Source organism: Pseudoclavibacter sp. RFBG4 (assembly GCF_002931515.1).
Lineage (GTDB): Bacteria > Actinomycetota > Actinomycetes > Actinomycetales > Microbacteriaceae > Pseudoclavibacter.
This window is the reverse complement of sequence record NZ_PSYC01000029.1, coordinates 65,594-87,472: the sequence shown is the minus strand read 5'-3', so window position 1 is coordinate 87,472 and position 21,879 is coordinate 65,594. Positions and strand designations below refer to the sequence as shown.

Here is a 21,879-nt window from a genome sequence, read left to right as displayed (position 1 = left end):
GTACTGATGAAAACGCGTCAATTTCCTTCACTTTACCTAACGGAAGTCCGGTGCTGATACTGGGTCACATGACCGCCACCGTGACGCCTGTCTTCCCCGCAGATTCCCTCACCGACCTCGCGCCGGAGGCAGTCGCACTCGTGCGCCGCTGGCTCACGGAGGCCGCCGAGATCCCGGTGGATGCATCCGCCGCTCAGCTCGCCGGAGTGCTTAAGGACCCGCGGGGGCTCGACTTCACGGTCGGCTTCGTCGACGGCGTCGTGCGCCCCGAGGATCTCAAGGTCGCAGCGCGCAAGCTCGGCTCGATCGCCGACGAGGTGCCCGGCTTCCTGCCCTGGTACATGAAGAGCGCCGTGCGCGTCGGAGGCGCCGTTGCGCCGATCCTCCCCGGCGTTGTCGTGCCGGTGGCCCGCAAGGTGCTCCGCGACATGGTCGGCCACCTCATCATCGACGCGACGGACGCGAAGCTGGGGCCGGCCATCGAGCAGATCCGGGGCAAGGGCGTGCGGCTCAACCTGAACCTGCTCGGCGAGGCCGTGCTGGGGAAGAAGGAGGCGGCCCGCCGCCTCGAGGGCACCACGAAGCTCCTCGCGCGCGACGACGTCGACTACGTCTCGATCAAGGTCTCCTCGACGACGGCACCGCATCAGCCGTGGGCGTTCGAGGAAGCCGTCGCCGACGTCGTCGAGGAGCTCACGCCCCTGTACCGCCTCGCCGTCGAGAGCCCGAACCGCAAGTTCATCAACCTCGACATGGAGGAGTACAAGGATCTCGAGATGACCATGGCGGTCTTCACGCGCATCCTGGACGCCCCTGAGTTCCTGAGCCTCGAGGCCGGCATCGTGCTGCAGGCCTACCTGCCAGACGCGCTGTCGGCGATGATGCGCCTGCAGGAGTGGTCGGCGGAGCGGGTCGCCCGCGGCGGCGCTCCCATCAAGGTGCGTCTCGTGAAGGGTGCCAACCTGCCGATGGAGCGTGTCGAGGCGTCGCTGCACGGCTGGCCCCTCGCGACCTGGGGGACGAAGCAGGACTCCGACACGAGCTACAAGCGCGTGATCGACTACGCCCTCACCCCTGAGCGGGTGAAGAACGTGCGCGTCGGCGTGGCGGGCCACAACCTCTTCGATGTCGCCTTCTCCTGGCTGCTCGCGAAGCGCCGTGGAGCGACGGACGGCATCGAGTACGAGATGCTGCTCGGCATGGCGCAGAGCCAGGCCGAGGTCGTCAAGCGCGAGGTCGGCGGGCTCCTCCTCTACGTGCCGGTTGTGCACCCGCAGGAGTTCGACGTGGCCATCGCGTATCTCATCCGCCGCCTCGAGGAGGGGGCGAGCCAGGACAACTTCATGTCGGCGGTGTTCGAGCTGGCCGACAACGAGGAGCTGTTCGAGCGCGAGTCGCAGCGGTTCGTCGCGTCCCTCGATGCGCTCGACCGCGTCGTCCCTCCCAGCAACCGATTGCAGGACCGGACTGCCGAGCCGGCGGCGCTGCCCGCCGACCGCTTCGAGGAGACGCCGGACACCGACCCGTCGCTCCCCGTGAACCAGGCCTGGGCGCGCGGCATCCGCGAGCGTGCGCAGGCGTCGACCCTCGGCGCGGAGACGATCGACGCCAACACGGTCGGCACGCTCGGCGAACTGGATGCACGGGTCACGCGTGCCGTCGCGGGCAGCCAGTCGTGGGGTGCGCTGTCCGGCGCGGAACGCGCGGAGGTGCTGCACCGGGCTGGTGACGCGCTGGAGCGTCGACGCGCGGACCTCATGGAGGTGGCCGCGTCGGAGGCCGGGAAGACGCTCGACCAGTCGGACCCCGAGATCTCGGAGGCGATCGACTTCGCCCATTACTATGCGGAGCTCGCACGCGGTCTCGACGCCGTCGACGGTGCGTCGTTCGTGCCGTCGAAGGTCATCGTCGTGACGCCGCCCTGGAACTTCCCCATCGCGATTCCCGCGGGGTCGACGCTCGCCGCGCTCGCGGCCGGCGCATCCGTCATCATCAAGCCCGCGCGGCCAGCTGCGCGCTGCGGCGCCGTCATGGTCGAGGCGCTCTGGGAGGCGGGGGTGCCGCGTGAGGTGCTGCAGTACGTGCAGTTCTCGGACCGTGAGCTGGGCAGCGAGCTCATCAAGAACCCCTCAGTTGATCGCGTCATCCTGACGGGCGGCATCGAGACCGCTGAGCTGTTCCGTTCGTTCCGCCCCGAGCTGCCGCTGCTCGCGGAGACGAGCGGCAAGAATGCCATCATCGTCACGCCGAGCGCCGACTACGACCTGGCTGCGAAGGACGTCGTCGCCTCGGCCTTCGGTCACGCTGGCCAGAAGTGCTCCGCATCGTCGCTCGTGGTGCTCGTCGGGCAGGCACAGCGCTCGCGGCGCTTCCGCGAGCAGCTCCTCGACGCGGTGCGCTCGCTCACGGTCGGCTACCCGTGGGATGCCGCATCGCAGATGGGGCCGATCATCACGCCGGCCTCCGGGAAGCTGCTCGATGGCCTCACGAATCTCGGGGCGGGGGAGCGGTGGGCGGTGGAGCCGAAGCAGCTCGATGACAGCGGCAAGCTCTGGAGCCCTGGAGTGCGGGTGGGCGTGGAGCGCGGTTCCGAGTTCCACCTCGTCGAGTACTTCGGCCCGATCCTCGGCATCATGACGGCTGACACGCTCGAGGAGGCGATCGAGATCGTCAACGAGGTCGATTATGGACTGACCTCGGGCATCCACTCGCTCGACCGCGGGGAGGTCGCGCAGTGGCTCGACACCATCCAGGCGGGCAACCTCTACGTCAACCGCGGCATCACGGGTGCCATCGTGCAGCGTCAGCCGTTCGGCGGCTGGAAGAAGTCGGTCGTCGGATGCACGACCAAGGCTGGCGGGCCGAACTACCTCGTCGGTCTCGGCACGTGGCGGCGTTCGGATTCCGCGGTGGCGGCTCCCATCGTCGACGCGGGCGCGCAGTCGCTGCTCGACGCGGCGAGGGCGGTCGCGAAGGCGCACCCGTCTGCGCTCTCCGACGCCGACACGGCGATGCTCGAGCGGGCGCTCGGCAGCGACGCGCACGCCTGGGCTGAGGAGTTCGGACGTGACCGCGACGTGCAGGCCCTGTACGCGGAGCGGAACGTCTTCCGGTACCTGACGTTCCCCGGCGAGATCGTCGTCCGGCTCTCCGAGGATGCCCGCGTCGTGGATCTCCTTCGGGTGATCTCGGCGGGTCTCGTCGCGAATGCCCGTCTGCGCGTGTCGACGGGGGTGGCTCTGCCGTCCTCCGCCAAGGCCGCGCTCGCGGGTGCTGGCGTTCCGATGCGCACCGAGACCGATGCCGAGTTCCTCGGCTCGGCTGGCACGATGCATGCCGGGCGGATGCGCATGATCGGCGGCGATCCCGTCGCGCTGGCGCGAGCCGTGAATGGTCGCGTCGACCTCGCGATCTATTCGGGAGAGGTGACCGAGGCCGGTCGCGTGGAAATGCTCCCGTTCCTGCGTGAGCAGGCGGTGTCGATTACTGCGCACCGTTTCGGAACACCGAATGGGCTCACGGAAGGGCTTCTCTCACGCTGAGCTGACGCCGCTGAATTCGCGTGCAGTTCGACCGTCGGGTAATTCTCGGTATCCTGGCGTGAAGAGCGGGCGGTTGTTTTCGGGGGTATTGAGTGCTTGAAAGTTCGAGGCAGGATCTCAGTGCTTGGATCGCGAGGATCGCGCACACGGGGGAGCCGTTCGCGCATTTCTCGACGGATGATCTCGTTTCCGGCGCGTTCAGGGAATTCCACGGGGAATCCGGGATCGCGGAATTCTTCGGCCTCTCGAAGCTCGGCAATTCGGCCGCAGCGGCGGCGTTCCACGCATACACCCTTGAAGCCTTCGTCGGTTCGGTGCATCTCTACGGAACGCTGCGCACGAGTTCCGGCGTCGAGCGCGGCGGGGAGGACTTCACTCGGGATGCCCATGAGAAGCTCATCGCGATAGGCCTGCTGCGGGGGTCGCTGAAATACCGGAATGGGAAGCACACGGGGGTGCTGGGGCCGGGAGACGTGCTTGTCGCGAACTCGACGCATCCGCTCGTCACCGCGAGCATCGGCGTCGTCGAGACGCTCGGCATGGCAGTCCCCATCGATGACATCTCGAAGGACTCGCGGGTCACGGGCGGCCAGTGGCCGGTGCGTCTGCCCGAGAGCGCGCTCACCTCCGCCTTCCTGGCGTTCGTCGGGCGCTATCTCGTCGAGGACGCCACCGCGGAGGGGAGCGGGCAGGTGTCGTCGGGGCTGGCCGAGCCCGTGCTCTACGACCTGCTCCGCTCCGCCCTCCTCCAGGTCGTGCCGGCGACGATGACGCCGGCCCAGCAGTCGATGCGCCTGCAGGCGGCCGTGCATGACCTCATCGAGAAGTACCACGTGCTCCAGGGCTTCGATGCGGACAGCATCGCGCGAGCGCTGCACATCAGCCGACGCAAGCTCTACCGGGACCTCGCGGAGCACGGCGATGGTGTCGCCGGGCTCATCGCAGCGCGCAGAGTGAGAACTGCCGCAGCGATCCTCCTCGAGCAGCCGGCCATGCCGCTCAGCGAGGTGGCGGCGGCGGCAGGATTCGGGGACGCGACGACGATGCGGCGGCATTTTCTCTCCAAACTCGGCGTGACACCCGCCGACTACCGCAGGGAGAACGTCTGACCGCGTAGCCTCATCCGTGCGACTCCCGCATGCACGGCGGCTCTCCGTCGAATGCGGAGAACCGCGATCAAGGATTCCCCGCCGCCGATCAAAGGATGCCTCGTGGCTTCGTCGATTCACCGCCCCGCGCTGGTCACCGCCAAGATCGGGCTCGGTCTGCTCGCCTTCTCGTCCATCGTGTCGGAGATAGCGACGATCATCGAACGCGGAACCTGGGTGCCTGATCAGTTCTTCGCCTACTTCACGATCGAGACGAATATCCTCGTGGTCCTCTCGCTGCTGATCAGCGGCGTCGCGACCGCGGCGAATGCGCAGGGCGCGCGAATCAACGCCTTCCGGGCGGCGGTCGCGGTCTACATCCTCATCGTCGGCATCGGGTTCTCACTGCTGCTCTCCGGCCTGAGCGACGTCGATTTCACGGCCGTGCCGTGGAACAACACCGTGCTGCACTACGTCATGCCCGTCGTCATGCTCATCGACCTCCTCATCGACCGGCCGACCAAGCGCATCCGCTTCGCCCCCGCGCTCATCTGGCTCATCTTCCCCGCCGGATACGCGGCGTTCTCCCTCATCCGCGGCAACCTCACCGGCTGGTACCCCTACCCGTTCCTGAACCCGACGAACCAGGGCTATGCGCCCGTCGTGCTGACGATCATCGGCCTGGTCGCCCTCGGCCTGGCGCTGACCTGGCTCGTGACACTGCTCTCGCGAAGGTCAGCCAAGTCGCGGTAGACTCGTCTCGGCCGCGACTGGCGTTCAGGTGGGTCACCACCAGGGAGCGGCTCTTCGGGTTCTCGAGCCGTTCGCCTGGGCTCGCCGGTTCACGACCACATGTTCGCCGTGCCATCCGGTTTCCTGAAGGAGTCTTCGTGACCGATACGTTCAACGCCCCGCTGAGTGAAGTAGACCCTGAGATCGCTGCGGTTCTCGAGCAGGAGCTCGACCGCCAGCGCTCCACGCTCGAGATGATCGCCAGCGAGAACTTCGTTCCGCGCGCCGTCCTCGAGGCGACTGGCAGCGTTCTCACCAACAAGTACGCCGAGGGCTACCCCGGGCGTCGCTACTACGGCGGCTGCGAAGTCGTCGACGTGGCAGAGAACCTCGCCATCGAGCGTGCGAAGTCGCTGTTCGGTGCGGCGTTCGCGAACGTGCAGCCGCACTCGGGTGCGACGGCCAACGCGGCCGTCATGCACGCCCTCGCCCGTCCCGGCGACACGCTGCTCGGCCTGTCCCTCGACCATGGCGGACACCTCACGCACGGCATGAAGATCAACTTCTCCGGCCGCCTCTACAACATCGTCGCTTACGGCGTCGACGCAGAGTCCTCGCAGATCGACATGGAGCAGGTGCGCGAGCTCGCACTCGAGCACAAGCCCAAGGTCATCGTCGCCGGCTGGTCGGCGTACCCCCGTCAGCTCGACTTCGCGAAGTTCCGCGAGATCGCTGACGAGGTCGGCGCCTACCTGTGGGTCGACATGGCGCACTTCGCCGGGCTCGTCGCCGCCGGCCTGCACCCGAACCCGGTTCCCCACGCGCATGTCACATCCAGCACGGTGCACAAGACCATCGGCGGACCGCGCTCCGGCTTCATCCTGACGAACGACGCCGACCTGGCCAAGAAGATCAACACCGCCGTCTTCCCCGGCCAGCAGGGCGGCCCGCTCATGCACGTCATCGCCGGCAAGGCGACCGCGTTCAAGCTCGCTGCGAGCGATGACTTCAAGGACCGCCAGGAGCGCACGCTGCGCGGCGCGAAGATCGTCGCCGACCGCCTCCAGCAGGCAGACGTCGCCGAGGCCGGCATCTCGGTCCGCTCGGGCGGAACCGACGTGCACCTCATCCTCGTCGACCTCCGCAACGCGGAGATCGACGGCAAGCAGGCAGAGGACCTCCTGCACGAGGTCGGCGTCACCGTCAACCGCAACGCGGTCCCCAACGACCCTCGCCCGCCTCTGGTCACGTCGGGTCTGCGGATCGGCACGCCCGCTCTCGCGACGCGTGGCTTCGGCGATGCCGAGTTCACCGAGGTCGCCGACGTCATCGCCCTGGCGCTCCTCCCCGACGCCGACGTGCCTGCTCTGCGCGCCCGCACCAAGGCGCTCGCCGACGCGTTCCCGCTCTACCCGGGCCTCGGCGAAGCATGACGGCTGCCTCACTCGACGGAAAGAAGGCCGCGGCCGAGATCAAGGCCGAGCTGCGGGATCGCGTAGCCGCGCTCGCGGGGCGAGGCGTCGTTCCCGGGCTCGGCACGATTCTCGTCGGAGAAGACCCCGGGTCGAAGTGGTACGTCGCGGGCAAGCACCGCGACTGCGCTGAGGTCGGCATCGAGTCGATTCGCGTCGACCTTCCGACCGAGACCACGCAGGAGGAGCTCGAAGCGGAGATCGACCGCCTCAACGCCGATCCCGCGTGCACGGGCTACATCGTGCAGCTGCCGCTGCCGAAGCACATCGACCAGGACCGCGTCATCGAGCGCATCGACCCGTCGAAGGACGCGGACGGGCTGCATCCCACCAACCTGGGACGTCTGGTGCTGAACGCCAACGACCCGATCACGACGCCGCTGCCCTGCACGCCCCGCGGCGTGATCGAGCTGCTCCGCCGCAACGACATCTCGCTCAACGGCAAGCACGTGCTCGTCATCGGCCGTGGCGTGACGGTCGGCCGCTCGATCGGTCCGCTCCTCACACGACGCGAGAACAACGCGACGGTCACGCTCACCCACACGGGCACGCCCGACATCGGCGTGCTGGCACGTGAGGCTGACGTCATCGTGTCGGCTGCCGGTGTCGCCGGCATCGTGCGCCCCGAGTGGGTCAAGTCGGGCGCCGCGGTCCTCGACGTCGGCGTCAGCCGCATCGAAGACCCGGAGACGGGCAAGTCCAGAGTCGCGGGCGACGTCGACCCGGGAGTCTGGGACGTGGCCGCCTGGGTATCGCCGAACCCCGGCGGTGTCGGACCGATGACGCGGGCGCTGCTCCTCGAGAACGTCGTCGAGCAGGCCGAGCGCCTGAACCCGGCGGTCTAACAACCGTTTTCGTGCCAAGGGTGCGGGCAGTTCATCGAACTGCCCGCACCCTTCTGCGTGCCAACTGCTCTGCGTGCCGGTTGTCCTGCTGACCGCAGCCCGCAACCGCGAAACGACGCGTGCTTCTCTTCACAGTCGCGGACGGCTACCTGTGTGCATTCGGTCGCGACCTGGAGCTCAGTCGTGCGGCTGAGCTTGGCGTTGCGCCGCGAACGAGGAGGCCAGCTGCTCGATGCGATCGGCGATGATGACGTTGCCGTACTCGGGGGACGATGCGATGGTGCCGTCGGCCGCCAGCAGTATGGCCGCGGGGGTCGCGCTGGCCCCGAAGAACTCCGTGGCAGCTTTCGCGCCGAAGTAGGTGAAGGGCAGAGCGCTCGGGTAGTTCTCCGTCATGGATGAGCGACTCGACGAGGTGACGACGATGATCTGCGCGTCGCCACCGAGTTGCCGCGACCAGTCGCCGACCTGGCTGAGCACGGGTCCGCAGGAGCCGCAGCTGACGCTGGCGAAGATGAGGATCGTCGTCTTCTGGGGGACGACGACGAGGTTGTAGAGCAGCTCCGGCGCCCCGTCCCCGGAGACGAGTTCAAGGGTGTGGGGGATGGCGTCCCGTGCGGTTGGGTCGGAGATGAGGTCGGGACCCTCGACGAGTTCGAAGTCCTGCCCAGCCGTCGCGTCGCGAGTCGTCGTCGGCGCGGATACGGATGGCTTCACGAGAGCGGCGACGATGCCGACGAGCGCGACGGCTGCAGTCGCGGTGAGCCACAGCCAGTCGTCGGCCGAGAAGAACGCGAGCTGGGTCGGTACTCCGAGCGCCATGCCCGGGAGGAATATCGCGAGGAGCGCTGCGAGCGTGAGACCCGCGTTCCGCCAGATCGTCATCTGGCTGACCGGCGCGGTGCTGAGCGCTCCGAAGCAGTTGCAGTCGACGGCCTGTCGCTTGGCGACGCTGCGTGCGACCACGGCCAGGTAGGTCGCCATGAGGGCGGCGGCGAGGGTGGCGACGATCAGGTAGGCCGGTCCGCTGAGGAGCAGCAGTGCGGCTCCGAGGATGATCTCTCCCACCGGCAAGGTGACTGCGGCCCACGGCTTCCGGAGCGGGGCGGGGACGCCGAACGCGACGAAGGACTGCAAGGTGCGGGAGCGCTGGGGGAGCTTCAGTGCGCCGCTTGCGATGAGGACGCAGGCGATCAGCGCGGGGAAGATCACGAAGGTAGGAAGCACTCGTTCATTATCGCCCGCGGGCGGCGCCTCGCCTCATCGAGCTTGGCCGGTGGCGCAGGCCGTCGAAATCGACGCATGCGCCTGAATTCCCCCGATGTGATGCGCGGCTTCGCGATCTTCGCCATGATCATCGCCCACACGGTCGTGTTCTTGGACGCCCGTGAACCGCGGGCGCTGCAGGTGCTCTTCCAGTTCCTGAACGACGCCGCGTCGCCGTTGTTCGCGTTGGTCATCGGCGTGACGGCCGGCTACCAGTTGCGGGATGCGGCGCGGTGGGAGTCGCGACGGAAGAGCTTCTTCGCGCTCTCGTGGGTCATCAAGGCGATCGTGCTCATCTTCGTGGGGCTGCTGCTGAGCATCAACTTCTCCGGCGTGCTCATCGTCTTGGATTGCCTGGGCATCATGATGCTCGTGGCGACGCCGTTCCTCTTCTTGCCGGCGGCCTGGTCGGCCGGGGCTGCGCTGCTCTTCCTCGCGCTGGCGCCCCTCGTGAACGAGGCAGCCCGGGCCTGGGCGCTGACGCCCGCGTTCGCGCCGTCGTCGATGTTCGACCCGACCGCGCTCCTGCTCAACTGGACGGTCCTCGGGTCGGCGGACCGCCTCACGAATCTGCTGCCGATGCTGCTGATCGGATTCCTCCTGGCCCGCTGGCAGCTCGGCAACCGAAGCCGAACGGCGTGGGCGTTCGGTGGCGGGGCGGTGCTCCTCGGTGTGTCGCTGCTCGTCCGACGGTGGGAGGAGATGGCGACCGGAGCCACCCTGTCCGGTTCCTACGGCGACGAGGCCCGCGATCTCGGGCTCGCGCTGCTCGCCTACGCGGGTATCCAGCTCCTCGGAGATTTCTCGGGCGAGCGGATGCGCACCTGGTTCGCTCGCCTGACGAGGCCGCTGGCCGACATGGGCACCATGGCGTTCACGGTCTACTGCCTGCACGTGCTCATCCTCACGGCGATCTGGTCGCAGCTGCTCCTTCGTGAAGAGAACTGGCTCGCGGGCCCCGGGCTCGTCTATCGGCAACCGCAGGGCCTGCTCACGATGGTGGCCATCGTGGTCGTGTGCATGCTGTTTGCGACCCTTTGGCGGCGCTACCTCGGGGTCGGGCCGCTCGAGCGGGCCATCGGGGTGCTCTCGCTCAGGCATCCCCCGGGAACATTGCTTGCAGTTCCTTCCTCCGCGACCAGGCGAGTCGAACCAGTTCTTCGAGTACCTCGAGATTGAGCGACGAGAACCGCCCCACCCAGATGCAGTCTCTGCCGAGCTTCGTCTTGCCGAGCTGTTCGAGGAGCTCCTCCGGGGCCCACGTCTGGAGTCCGTAGATCGACATCGATGCTTTGCGCGGGGCGAAGCCGAGGATCATCGCCTCGCCGGAGTGGCCGCTCTCGTACGTGTAGCGATAGCTGCCGTAGCCGATCATCGTCGGGCCCCACACGACTGCCTCCTCGCCCGTGACCCGATCCATGATCTCCTTCAGAACGCGCGCATCCTCGCGGCGCCCCGAAGGTTCTGCCTGATCGATGAGGAGATCGGGGGACACGTCCGACGGCTTCGTCTTCGCTTCTACCATGACGAGAGTATGACCCCCGCCGCCGACAAGATGGGCCGCTTGAGCAGAGGTGAGGTCAGGTTTCGCGATAGGATTTCCCACGGTCGCCGCACGCCAGGTGACTGTGGGGCCTGTAGCTCAGTTGGCAGAGCATCGGACTTTTAATCCGCGGGTCGTGGGTTCGAGCCCCACCGGGCCCACCCAGTAGTCGATGTTCAAACTTGCGACGTCCGCAGGTTTTACATCCTCCCCCGCGCGCACGCTGGCCTGATAGGCCAGCGCTGCCGCGTGGAGACTCGGATCGAGCAGCGCATCGAACGGCTCGCCGTGCTCAGCCCTCACAATGTCGGCGTTCTCGATCTCGTAGACGTGGATGCGCTCGAAGAACGCTTGGTTGCAGATGCGTCGGAGTGAGTCGTCAATGCTCATGTAGATCGCGTGCATGTCACCGGCCAGAGCGAGGCAGTCTTCGAGGTGCGCCTTGGCCTGGTCGTACTCGATCTGCCCCGCGTCGATCTGCGCGTCGAGGAACACAAGCCGCCTCGCGATACGGTCCTGCTCCTGACATCGCCTCCGTCCTCCACCACCGCCTCGCCCGCGCGACCGCGAGGCCGGTGGAGTCTGGGCGTACCCGCAAGGCGCCTCGTCTGATCGCCGGACTCATCCCCGAAGCGGCGGGGCCGATGAGCGCGGAGATGCGGAAGGCCCTCGCGGAGCGGCGTGAGTTGATACAGAAGCGTGCCGAAGCCGTCTTCGATCAGGCCATCGCCGAACGGCAGGAATGGGTGCTCGCGCTCGGAGACACACCCGCCGAACCGAGAGCCGCGGCAGCGTGGAAACGGCAAGCGCGAACGGTCGCCGCGTATCGCGACCGTTACGGCATCACCATGCGCACGCCGCTCGGCTCCGCGCCCGATAGCGATGCGCAGAAGATAGACGCGGCACGAGCGAAAGCCGCTCTCGCGAGGCTCCGCGACCTGGCCAGCAGCGACGGTCAGAATGAGCCGTCGCGTACGGCGCGGCGTGAAGGTGCGAGCCGGGGCCTGTGACCGGTTGCCCTTCCGAATGTCGCCGGCGCGTCGTACCCTGGTGATGAGGCGGATTTCTCCTTGATATGACGCTCCTCGGGGCAGGCCGCAAGGCCACTCACACACGCACCGCCTCAGACGATCCGTCGTGCATGTGAGAGGAAACCCCATCATGATCCGCCAGCTCTGGACCCTCAGCGTCCACACCCGCGCATTCCTGCGCCGCTACATGCCCACCAACATCCTCCTCGACGCCATCCGCACCCGCCGAGGACTCAAATGGGGCATACCCGCGATGCTCCTCGCCGTGCCCTATCTACTCGCCGCGAGCACCTTCACCACCCTCATCGCAGACGGCGGACCCGGATGGCTCAACCTCCTCGTCCTCCTCTGCCTGTGGAACACGATGAAGTTCATCATCATGGGACCCGTCAGCATGTCGTTGCTGGTGCGCGTTCGTCTTCTGGAAGCCATCGAACGCAGCCGCGCCAGGCGTTTGGTCTCGACCACTCAGGAGGAGACAGCGAGCGTCAAGTGATGTACGTCATCCTCACGTAGAAGCGCGCATCCATCCGATTCCGGGAGCGAGCGGCAGCGCACGGTTAGGTCGGCGGTGTCTGGGAGGATTAGGTGGTGGCCAAGAAGAAGTCGAATCAATCGAAGCGTGGGAAGCGAGGACAGCAGACGCGCCGCTCACGCGCTGTCTCTCCCTTAGCGGCCACTACGGTGCTTGCCGAACCGGATGATTCAGCTCGCCTCATTGATGAATGGAGCGGAACGAGAAGCGGAGCTTGGGCGAGCAGAGGTTTTGATTTCCAGCACACGGTCGCGGCTTGGCTTGCTGCTCGACTGATCGCTAGCGATCTTGAAGCCGAAGCACTCGTTCCTGAGGGGCTCGAAGATATCACGATTGAGTCCGAAGCCCCGCGGCACGTTCAGGTGAAATCGAGAGGTGAGCACTTGGGCGTATTCCCTGCGGGGAAGGCAAGTGTTGATGTCGTTGACGCCTGGCTCCGTCACCGTAAACGTGACGGTGATTTGGACAGTCTCACCGTCGTTTTCGAGCGTGGCGTTGAAGGAGAAACCGACCTTGGGGAGTTTGATAAACCGCTCCGCGAGTCGCTCGGACAGAATTCGAGACTGAGAGAGAGTATCGCTGCCGCAGCGAAAAAGCGCGGCCTCGGTGAGAGCGACATTCACGAGCTGTTTGATCGCACAGCTGTATTCGGAGCCTCCTGGTCTTATCTGGATGAGAGCAGCAGAACGTTGCTGGGAGCGACTTTTCAAAAATTACGGCCATCAGTCCTTGACTACCTGGCACGTGAACTCCGCACCATCACGGCCGAGACAGCCCGATCCAACGCGCCAGTCGATTACGCCAACAGGCAGTCTCTCGACCGAAATGAGCTAGTAAATCGGAGCCAGAACTTCATAGAACAAGTTGACCTCGATGCGCTCGAAGCGGCGATCACCCGCGGCCTCTGTTCGCCTGTTTCGCTCACCGAAGAGCTTCACGATGATCGCTTCTATGAGGGTGTAGCGACACAGCCAGGACATGTTGCGGCAGGCCTAGTCGTGCCCCGCTCCGACCTCATCGGTGAAGCGGTAACTGGAATACAGGAGACCACATCCGTTATCTTGACCGGACCATCTGGTGTGGGCAAGAGCGCTCTGCTGTGGTCAATCCCGCATGCCCTCCCGGGCGTCTTGTGGTTTCGCGTGAACCGGTTGTCCTCCCAAGACGTCCCTGAGGTACTGAGGCTGTGTCGTTCGTACCGGGTTTCCGATGCGAACCCCATCGGTCTCCTCATCGACGCCGCTGGCGCAGCGCAATTCAGTGGATGGTCTCAGCTACGTGAGGAAGCCGCTGCGATACCAGGCCTTTTCGTCATTTCGACTGCCCGGCACGAAGACCTCATCTCGCTTGGAGACCTATCGGGCTGTGCCACAATCACCGTGGCGTTGGACGAGCCCGCCGCCGAGGCGATCTTCGAGGGTCTGCATGACCGAAACGCAACAGACTCGCCCCACTGGAGAGAAGCGTTCGAACAGTCCGGAGGGCTCACCCTCGAGTTCACGCACTTGCTCACTCGTGGAGAACGACTAAGCGCTGTGGTCGGTGACCAGGTGCGCCGTCGCATCTCTGAACAGAGAAACGTCGAACTCGACCTGTTGAGCCTTTCCGCGACTGCGGACCGCTGGTCGGCCACGCTACCCGTCAACAAAATCGCGGAAGCCTGCGGAGTGACTCAGCTCGAACTCCGGGAACCGCTCGCTCGCTTGGCGGAAGAGCATCTGCTGGTCGAGCGCAACGGAACGATATCCGGAGTGCATCAACTGCGATCGACCGCCATTTCCCGCGCTATCCACAACCAACCGCCTCCAACTCTTGACCACACGATCAGTCGTCTCCTCCCTGTTCTCGCACCTGAACAAGTCAGGCGGTTCGTCCCCAATGCGCTTAGGGACGAGCCAGAACTGGACCATCTGATTCACGACTCCGCCCTACGCGAATCCAGCGACCTCATGAAGCTGGCCGCGTATCTGCGAGGGCTGCGCCTCTACGACTTCTACGAACGGGCGGTTAAGTGGACTGACATAGCCGTACGACACGGCGTCCCTCCCGCGAATCAACCTGTTGCTCAGCTCTGTGCCATTACCGGCACTGTTCTTCTTGACTTTTTTCCAGAGGAGTTCAACCACGCCGTCGCGGACATGGCCGCATCGCCCGAATCTTCGCGAGGATCAGCGCTGATCGCAGCGATCGGTGCTCGGCGACTCGCCGAAGTGTTTGTCGCAGCAGACGATGTCGACCTCGCGAATGAGCTACTGTTCGAGTTCCAAGGTAGCTCGGTTGACTTCACCGCCGATTTTCAGTCCGCGCTTCGGAACTCCAGTCCTCTCAGCGATGCGATTCAACGCGCGTCGATCACACAAGTCGCAAACATCCTGACGACGGCGAACGCCCTAGATCCCGACCTCGCTAGGTCCCTTATCCACTCATCCGGTGGAGAGTCCGCGATCGGTGCCAAGATCAGGGATAGTGACCCGTGGATAGTCGATCTCCGCATCGATGAATCCGGCGGTGAAGCGGTCGCCTACGCTCGTGTCCTTCATGCCTCCGATGCCATTCATGGCGATCCGCACGATCGAGTGATCGCGCTCGGACGACTCCTCCTGCGTTGCTTTCCCAGAACCACGCACGTTGACGTCAAGTTGGTACTTCCCGGAGGTCACGACTACCAAATAGGCGAGTATCATTTTGGTTCCACTAATCTCCGCCGAGAGTACGACCACTCTGAACTAACGGTGGCTTGGAATCAAGAACGCATGCGAGTGACCAACGCGGTCCTCGGGGTTACCGATACAGAACGTCTCTCAGCCGCACTTCCCCTCATCGAGTCCGCCTCCCGACTTACACGCGTAGTCGGAAACGCATTCACTGCTGCGGATGTGCGAGGCATCGACACCAATCAGCTTACGGAGCAAATCAACACTCTTGGCGAAGACGCCAACCAGATCGGTCCGCGCCTCAACGGACGTCCCCAGGTGCTTGACGTCAATGGGGATCAAGGGCCTGCATCCTTGACCGCAGATCCGCTCTCGGGCCTCCTGACGGACCTCACCGGCAATGTGTTCCCGCGACTCACGAAGCTGGACAACCCCGCGGCGCTCGCAGCGCACCTCAGCGACCATGTGATCGCGAAGTCACTCCACCGCGCACAGGAAGAGCCGTGGCATCTGCTGGGCTACGACACGTTCCCGGACAGCCTTAGATCGCTGGAAACCGATCTACATCGGCTCCTCGCTGTCGTTGCCGCGCTTGCCGCAGACTCATCTGCGAACGTGGCTCTCGTGCGTGCGGCGCGCGCCGGACGGCGCGAGGGCGCACTCGGCAGAGCAGCCGATGCTGCCCGAAGCCTTACAAGGCGGAGGCTACAAGCTCGGAAATCTGAACTGGAACAAGTCGGTACGGGCACCGGTTGGCAGTTCCGTGTCCACATGCCCAAGAGCGACCGATATCAACTTGTCCCGGAGCGACTGATAGCTCTCGACGTACCGTCGCTTGTGACCTGGGGCAACGCGCTTGAAGAGATTGTTGGTGCTCTCCAGATGGCAGGACGGCCTGGAGAGAAGTTCGTGCTTGTCCCGATCCGTAAAGGAAGGCCGGTCGAATCGCTCACCATGTCACTGATCGCTTCGTTGTTGCCAACTGGGACGCTTGGACCTTGGGCAGCCGATCTTCCCCAACCGCACGACATCCCCCTGACCGAGGCGCTCGACGCGACGGTCGCTTCGGTTCAGGTCGCGTCAGGGGTCTTGGCGCTTCCTGAATTGCAGCGAGCACACAGCGCTGTTGTCCAGGTTCTGGACGATGCGAAACAAGGAATCGCTCGATCAAGGGGGATTCTTACGCGAGCACCAGAAGACGCGGTAACCGAGCAGATCGACCTGTTCTTGGACGCCCTTGAAACGGAGCTGACGGGTGAGGAGTCTGGCGATTCCGTTGGCGGCAACATCGCTAGCCAGATGTTCCGGATGGCGACGCAGGGCGAGCAGACGGAACTCACGATCGCTTTGGGCGCGGTGCGCCTCATGGCATTGGAATGGGATATCGATCCCCATGCTGCCCCACAACTATTTGAACTGCCCTAATCCGAGGCAGAACGACCGACGTTGATGCTCAACGATGCGCAAATCCGCTCCGCATCCCGAGAAGCGTCTAGCGACGAGGACGGCGACCCTTTGGGCGAATCTGCCCGCCCTGATTGAGTACCGCCTGGCGCACCGCCTCGTCGCTGACGCCCATCGGCGCGGCAACCTGCGCGAGCGTCATCCCGTTCTCGTATAGTGATGACGCCAGTTTGCTTTCCTTCGCATCAAGGCCCGCGACTCGCACCGCTGCACCCGCGCGACGAACCAACGTCGAGATGGTGCCGCGATGCGCACCGTACTTCGTAGCGATCGTCCGAACCGGCGTCCCCGCCACATAGTCCGCGACCATCTCAGCCCGCCGCTCGGGGTCAATCGTGTTTGAGACTTCGCCGGATTTTTCGCGACCAAACCCCGCATATCGCGCCGTTCCGGGGCCCGGCTGCGCGGCCCACGCTCCTCAGAGCCCTTGAGAACGCGGCGAATCAGCGATTTCAGCGCCGGGCGGCTGTTTGAGAATCGCTTGGGAAGGTCCACATCGTTAGACCTAAACAACGATGTTCAAACCAGCGGGCGGATCTGTCCGCAGGGTGCTAAGTACGTCGCCACGGCCCTCTGTGACTTGCTGCATCGCAGTGGCCCGAGGTGACGTGTACACGCATTTAATGCGTGTATCATCTCCACATGCGATATCCAGTGCTGGCCGCTCTTTTGCGCACTGCCCGTGAGGCGAAGGGGCTGGACCAGGCCGCCGTGGCGCGGCACGTCGGGCTGCGACAGCAAGCGGTTAGCACTTGGGAACGAGGAGGATCACGTCCGCGGGTGAATCAGCTACCGCAGCTCTGCTCACTGCTTGAGCTCGACATTGTTGCCGTTCGAGTTGCTGGCGAGTACGAAGATGCGAGCATCATCCCCAGCCAGCCGCGCCTTCGCCTGCTGCCCTTCGCACAACTAAGCGACGACGCGTTCGAGGCATTTGTCCGCGACTTGTATCGCGGACTGCATCCCGACTGGGAGGTTACCCGGAACGGATCGACCGGATACAAGCAATACGGCGTTGACGTCTTCGCGACCGGAGATGGGCAACGGGTAGGCATTCAGTGCAAACACGAGAAAGTGTTTGGCCCGGCGGATGTCCAAGCTGCGATCGACGCGGTAATGCGCGAGGCTCGGATCAACTCGGGACTTATCGCGCTGAGTCGGCCTACCGCAACACCAAATGCGCGGCTCAAGGTAGCAGACCACCCCGGATGGGCGCTGTGGGACGGCGAGGATATTGCGGCCCATGTTAGAGACCTCCCCGCTGAGAAGCAGCTCGTTCTCATCGACGCGTATTTCCCGAGACTGCGTGAAGAGTTTCTTGGTGTCGCGGCACCGTCGCCCTGGCTAAAGGTGGACGAGTATGAGCCTGCCCTTGCGGGAAGGCTCGGATATGATCGCCGATTCGATCTAGTAGGTCGCGACGACGAGATCGATCGGCTGACGCGACTGATCGCTGACCATCAGCCAACCGTGTTCGTGGTTGGACGGGGAGGCATCGGCAAGACACGCCTCCTCGTCGAGCTTGCGCGCACCGAGTCTGACCGTGAGATCCGCTTCGCGTCGCGTGGTCCGATCACTCCCGACATGTTCGAGATGCTCCCGAGCGGGGCTCCCGTCATCGTGCTTGACGATGCACTGAGCTTGGACACGAATGTCATGAGTCTTGTGTCAGGCATTCGCAACGCTCGACCCGACGCCAACATCGTCTTCTCGGTGCGACCCAAGGCCGAGCCCGAGCTGCTAACGGCGCTGTCGATGACGCCGCTGACCGCGAAGGAGGTGAGGGTCAGCGTCACGGAGTTGTCGATTCCGGAAGCCGAGAAGCTGGCCCGCGTTGCGCTCGGAGAGGCCGGCTCTGATCAGGTCGTTGAGTTGCTCGGACGGGCTGGCTACGACTGTCCTCTTATCATTGTGGTCGGCGCGCATCTTATCCGAGAGGGCCACCTCCGTTCGGATGCACTGGCAGGGAACCCCCAGCTTCGAGAAGAGGTCCTAGTTCACTTTGCCGATGTCGTGACCCGCGGTACGAACGGTGAGGCTCGCCGAGCTGTCCTCGATGCGATCGCCACCGTGCAACCTGCACGACTAGATCAGTCCGACTTTCTCGACGCGCTCACCGTGCTGAGCGGGCAATCTGAACGTGTTGTCCTGCAGTCCGTCGATGACCTAGAAGACATTGGAGTCATCATGCGACGTGGGCAGTCGGTCCGCGTTGTGCCAGATTTGCTCAGCGAAGCGATACTCGAACGCGCACTCATCTCTCGGTCAGGCCTCGACACGAAGTGGTCGATGCAAGTCGCGCAGTTCGTTCGTGACGATGCGCTAACGAATGCCATTCGAAATATCAGTTTGATTGATTGGTATCGAAGGGGGATGTCTGAATCACAGCTCGCGGACTCGCTCTGGGAGAGGTTGACCCAGTCTGTACTACAACTCAGCAATACCGGCCGCAAGAGCCTAGTGCACGGCGTCGAAGCGGTTGCCGCTGTGTACCCGGATCGAGCCATGCACCTCGCGCAGTTGATCGTTGATAACCCGGCGCCAGACGAGGACGATCCCCTTTCTCGCCTATGGGGTGGTGAGGGATATGTCACCGCAACGTCGACAAATCGAGAGCTTACTGGGCTCATTCGTAACGCCTCCTACCACCCTGATCACCTCGAACACGCCATGGAACTTCTGTTGACCATCAGCCAGGGCGATGCACGGCCAGAGAACCAGAACCCTGAGCACGCCTTCCGGGTGCTGCGCGAACTAGGCGAGTTCCAGCAACACCGGCACCTGCGTCTGAATGAACAGTATGTCGAGATCGTTGGCAAGTGGCTGGAAAATGAAAGTTCTACGACCCACCGACCAAAGCTGTTATCTCTGCTCAAACCCGCGCTCGCTGACGAAGTAACATTCACGCGCTCGAAAGGTCCGTCGATCGAGTTGTCTCGTCGGTCCATCAATATGGACGTCGTTGCTACGCTCCGCCTTCGAGTCATCGAGCTCGCCGCAGGGCAACTCAGGTCTGATTCCGCAACGGCGCTGGGCGCAGTTTCAGTGCTCGAAGAAGTCATTCGCTCCGCGGGCCGCGATGAGGAGATGACGACTGAGCTAGAGACAGCGTTTGAACTTCTCGGAGACGTTATCTCAGACCCCTCGATCCCACCGAGCGTGCGACTATCCGCCTACCGTGCACTCAAGTGGCAAGCGAAGTATGGCCACGGTGCGCGGAAGGGCGCCGCCCGGGAGACTCGCCGTCGTCTCGTTGTCGACACGGACTACCAGGTCACGCGCCTTCTGCGTGCGGGGTGGGCAGTCGACGAAGACGACGATGACGACGACGACTCGGGACAACCAGCAAGCCGGTACGAGAGGTCGCTTGAGGTGTCCCAACTCATGATTGACAGTGTTGTAGCTGAGTGGTCAATCTCCTACGATGATCAGCAAGTCCTGGATCGAGTGCATGAGCTGATGCGAAGCGAGCATGCGGCTTCCGGTAGCTTTCTGGCCCCGGATCACCTTCTACTCCGACTCTTTGAAACACGACCAGGTGTAGCTCAAGCAGCGCTCACTGACATTACAGTCGGCGATGACGCTGTGATGGCCACCCAGCGGGTCGCGATGATTACCCTGTTCGCCAAGGACGACCCGCTCGCCGGTCGCGCTGCACGTGCACTCGCAGACATGGATCAGCGAGGCGCTCACCTAGTTGCGGCAGCGGTAACGAGTGTTCGCGGCGAAGCAATCGGGGGTCAACGTGAGCAGATTCTCCGCGACCTCGCCGCACGTAATGACCTCGTTCTTTCCACTCAGCTACTGAGCGCCGCGCGTTGGTGGGAGCCTCAAGACCACAGCCTCGTATTGGACTTGTTGCGCTCGGCGCCCGTCGATCTCGATTCGAGCCTCGCCGAGGCCGTAGCCGAACTACTTGTCGACGGACGCATCGTGGAATGGTCTGGCTTGGTGGACGCAGACAGGGATGCTCTTCTCGATCGTTTCGTCCGAACTCCTTCACTGGATGGCTACGACTTTGCACGACTGCTCAACACGGAGATCCGGATGGATGCATCACGCGGCATGCGGTTTCTTATGGACCGGCTGGAAATGGAGGAAAGTGCGGACAGCGGGTACCAAGCGCTCCCGCATTCATGGGGCGAGCCACTCGCATTTCGCGAGTCCGGCTTCTTCTCAAAAGCACTCAGCGAACTGGTCGAATGGCTCTTGGAAACTGACAGCTGGAAGCGCGCCTCGCTCGGCTCGGCTCTGTTCGAGCAGATCGCGGGTCGGCTCGATGCTGAAGCGCTCATGGTATTGCTGGATCTGATCCGTTCCGAAGACAGTGCACGGATTCGACTCGCGGCGGACCTTTTGCAGCATGCGCATCGGCACTTCGTCTTGGAGCACCCAGACTTCGTTGATGCAGCCTTGGCAGCCGTCGGAAATGTGGACGAGGGTACGGCGCGAGCGCTTATCCGAGGTCTGCACGGCCCTGCGGTTTACGGCACGCGCTCACGCACAATCGGCGTCGACGATCCTGACGAGATCGCCCTTCGCGACGGGGCTCAGGCCCTCGCGCAACGGCACCCCATGAACTCGCGTGTTCGTTCGTTCTACGAGGATGTGAGTCGACTGGCTGCTGACAGAATCGAAGAGGAGCGTGTTGATGACAAGTCGCTCTGGGAACCACGACGGTGGTAACTCGGCAGCAGGCGACTCCTCGAGCGACGTCAAGCAGAACGATTCGGACGACGGCCCCGAGGCCGAATCTGACCGCCCTCGTCCAGCACTGCCTGGCGCACCGCATCATCACCGATGCCCAGGTGCCGAGCGGTCTGTGCGAGCGTCATCCCGCTCTTGTAGAGGGATGACGCTCGCACACTTTGATCGGCATCCAGGCCCGCTGCTCGAACGGCTACGCCCGCCCGTCGAACGACCATCGGGATCGTGCTGCGGTGCACACCGTACTTCTCGCCTATCGCCTTAACCGGCAACCCAGCTTCGTAGTCCGCGACCAGCTCAGCTCGCTTCGACGGGCGCAATCTTGTTTGAGACTGAGCTCGATTTTTCGCCACCCGACCACGCGAATCGCTCCTCTCAAGCTCCCGTGAACGAGGGTGCCGCGCGTGAGGCCCCCTGAGGACACGGCGAATCAGCGTTGCGAGCGCGGGACGGCTGTTTGAGAATCGCCCAGGAAGGCCCACCCTTCTCCCTGCTGGTCAGCGCTCGAACACAACGGCGCGTCGTCGTCCGTCTCACCGATGAGATACGCGACGGAATACACCGTGCAGACCTTCCAGCGCGACGCGGATCCCGCAACGAGAGCTGCCGTGTCCGTGCTGCAAACGATCCGCCCAGAACGCGTGGAGCAGCTGCGCGACTTGATCCGGTACGAGCACGTCGCGCCGGGAGCTGATCACCAGCACCTTTCCACAGCAAAACTCCTGGAATCGATCAAGGAGGAAATCGACGGGAACACCTTCACGTCCCCCAGCCAGCGTCCTCAAACGCCCACCTTCGGGGACCACCACGGTCACCTCGACAACGATGAGCGGGACGAGTACTGGGAACGAGCTGCAGTCGACTACGCGCGTGACGTGTTCCGCGCCGACGCCTACGCGCGCAGCACGGCCAGACCCAACGACATCCACGCGACAGCAAGCATGCCGCGTCCAGCATCGTCCGCGGCCGCCACCGGCCCAGGCCTCTGAGAGAGACGCGC

Annotated in this window: 14 protein-coding genes, 1 tRNA gene and 1 riboswitch; of the genes, 12 read left to right on the top strand and 3 right to left on the bottom strand. The window is 64.2% G+C overall.

Annotation, left to right across the window (positions count from 1 at the left end):
* Positions 1 to 68: 68 nt before the first annotated feature.
* The 5 genes from C5E10_RS11745 to C5E10_RS11725 all read left to right on the top strand — a co-directional run bounded on the left by C5E10_RS11745 (position 69) and on the right by C5E10_RS11725 (position 7,679).
* Positions 69 to 3,542, top strand: a complete 3,474-nt coding sequence (locus tag C5E10_RS11745; protein WP_104331804.1) for a bifunctional proline dehydrogenase/L-glutamate gamma-semialdehyde dehydrogenase — start codon at positions 69 to 71, stop codon at positions 3,540 to 3,542.
* Between the two features lie 92 nt (positions 3,543 to 3,634).
* Entirely contained in the window at positions 3,635 to 4,651 is a 1,017-nt protein-coding gene (locus tag C5E10_RS11740; protein WP_104331803.1) for an AraC family transcriptional regulator, read from the top strand.
* Positions 4,652 to 4,753: 102 nt separating this feature from the next.
* Complete coding sequence (locus tag C5E10_RS11735) at positions 4,754 to 5,383, top strand: Pr6Pr family membrane protein (protein WP_104331802.1); 630 nt, start codon at positions 4,754 to 4,756, stop codon at positions 5,381 to 5,383.
* A gap of 3 nt (positions 5,384 to 5,386) precedes the next feature.
* Positions 5,387 to 5,471: riboswitch (ZMP/ZTP riboswitch) on the top strand.
* Between the two features lie 49 nt (positions 5,472 to 5,520).
* Positions 5,521 to 6,795, top strand: a complete 1,275-nt coding sequence (gene glyA, locus C5E10_RS11730) for a serine hydroxymethyltransferase (RefSeq protein ID WP_104331801.1) — start codon at positions 5,521 to 5,523, stop codon at positions 6,793 to 6,795.
* Entirely contained in the window at positions 6,792 to 7,679 is an 888-nt protein-coding gene (locus C5E10_RS11725) for a bifunctional methylenetetrahydrofolate dehydrogenase/methenyltetrahydrofolate cyclohydrolase (protein WP_104331800.1), read from the top strand. The genes glyA and C5E10_RS11725 overlap by 4 nt, the downstream gene beginning before the upstream one ends.
* Positions 7,680 to 7,856: 177 nt before the next feature.
* Here C5E10_RS11725 and C5E10_RS11720 read toward each other — a convergent pair whose 3' ends face one another.
* Positions 7,857 to 8,906 carry a MauE/DoxX family redox-associated membrane protein gene (locus C5E10_RS11720; protein WP_104331799.1) on the bottom strand — a complete coding sequence of 350 codons (1,050 nt, stop codon included), beginning with the start codon at positions 8,904 to 8,906 and terminating at the stop codon, positions 7,857 to 7,859.
* Between the two features lie 75 nt (positions 8,907 to 8,981).
* Between C5E10_RS11720 and C5E10_RS11715 the strand changes: the two genes are divergently transcribed.
* Positions 8,982 to 10,124, top strand: coding sequence for an acyltransferase family protein (locus C5E10_RS11715; RefSeq protein WP_104331798.1), 1,143 nt, complete (start codon positions 8,982 to 8,984; stop codon positions 10,122 to 10,124).
* Here the strand turns inward: C5E10_RS11715 and C5E10_RS11710 are convergent.
* Positions 10,039 to 10,470, bottom strand: coding sequence for a DUF1801 domain-containing protein (locus C5E10_RS11710; RefSeq protein WP_104331797.1), 432 nt, complete (start codon positions 10,468 to 10,470; stop codon positions 10,039 to 10,041). The two genes, C5E10_RS11715 and C5E10_RS11710, sit on opposite strands and share 86 nt — an antisense overlap.
* A 106-nt stretch (positions 10,471 to 10,576) precedes the next feature.
* On the opposite strand from C5E10_RS11710, the gene C5E10_RS11705 reads away from it, so the two are divergent.
* From C5E10_RS11705 to C5E10_RS18885, 4 genes are all read left to right on the top strand, one after another.
* Positions 10,577 to 10,649, top strand: a tRNA-Lys gene (locus C5E10_RS11705).
* Positions 10,650 to 11,132: 483 nt separating this feature from the next.
* Positions 11,133 to 11,498, top strand: a complete 366-nt coding sequence (locus C5E10_RS11700; protein WP_104331796.1) for a hypothetical protein — start codon at positions 11,133 to 11,135, stop codon at positions 11,496 to 11,498.
* A gap of 151 nt (positions 11,499 to 11,649) precedes the next feature.
* Entirely contained in the window at positions 11,650 to 12,015 is a 366-nt protein-coding gene (locus C5E10_RS11695) for a sulfate permease (protein WP_104331795.1), read from the top strand.
* A 95-nt stretch (positions 12,016 to 12,110) separates the two neighbouring features.
* Positions 12,111 to 16,133, top strand: a complete 4,023-nt coding sequence (locus tag C5E10_RS18885; protein WP_146080256.1) for an ATP-binding protein — start codon at positions 12,111 to 12,113, stop codon at positions 16,131 to 16,133.
* 67 nt (positions 16,134 to 16,200) lie between these two features.
* Here the strand turns inward: C5E10_RS18885 and C5E10_RS11665 are convergent, their stop codons facing one another.
* Entirely contained in the window at positions 16,201 to 16,482 is a 282-nt protein-coding gene (locus tag C5E10_RS11665; RefSeq protein ID WP_104331789.1) for a hypothetical protein, read from the bottom strand.
* Between the two features lie 332 nt (positions 16,483 to 16,814).
* Here C5E10_RS11665 and C5E10_RS11660 point away from each other — a divergent pair, with 332 nt between their 5' ends.
* Positions 16,815 to 20,858, top strand: a complete 4,044-nt coding sequence (locus tag C5E10_RS11660; protein ID WP_146080255.1) for a helix-turn-helix domain-containing protein — start codon at positions 16,815 to 16,817, stop codon at positions 20,856 to 20,858.
* A gap of 629 nt (positions 20,859 to 21,487) precedes the next feature.
* Entirely contained in the window at positions 21,488 to 21,868 is a 381-nt protein-coding gene (locus C5E10_RS11655; protein ID WP_146080254.1) for a hypothetical protein, read from the top strand.
* Positions 21,869 to 21,879: the final 11 nt, after the last annotated feature.

Excerpts from the sequence above, each read along its gene's own strand:
- C5E10_RS11665 (WP_104331789.1), bottom strand. The coding sequence starts at position 16,482 with ATGGTCGCGGACTATGTGGCGGGGACGCCGGTTCGGACGATCGCTACG.
- C5E10_RS11725 (WP_104331800.1), top strand. The coding sequence starts at position 6,792 with ATGACGGCTGCCTCACTCGACGGAAAGAAGGCCGCGGCCGAGATCAAG.
- C5E10_RS11700 (WP_104331796.1), top strand. The coding sequence starts at position 11,133 with ATGAGCGCGGAGATGCGGAAGGCCCTCGCGGAGCGGCGTGAGTTGATA.
- C5E10_RS11710 (WP_104331797.1), bottom strand. The coding sequence starts at position 10,470 with ATGGTAGAAGCGAAGACGAAGCCGTCGGACGTGTCCCCCGATCTCCTC.
- C5E10_RS11745 (WP_104331804.1), top strand. The coding sequence starts at position 69 with ATGACCGCCACCGTGACGCCTGTCTTCCCCGCAGATTCCCTCACCGAC.
- C5E10_RS11715 (WP_104331798.1), top strand. The coding sequence starts at position 8,982 with ATGCGCCTGAATTCCCCCGATGTGATGCGCGGCTTCGCGATCTTCGCC.
- C5E10_RS11695 (WP_104331795.1), top strand. The coding sequence starts at position 11,650 with ATGATCCGCCAGCTCTGGACCCTCAGCGTCCACACCCGCGCATTCCTG.
- C5E10_RS11660 (WP_146080255.1), top strand. The coding sequence starts at position 16,815 with ATGCGATATCCAGTGCTGGCCGCTCTTTTGCGCACTGCCCGTGAGGCG.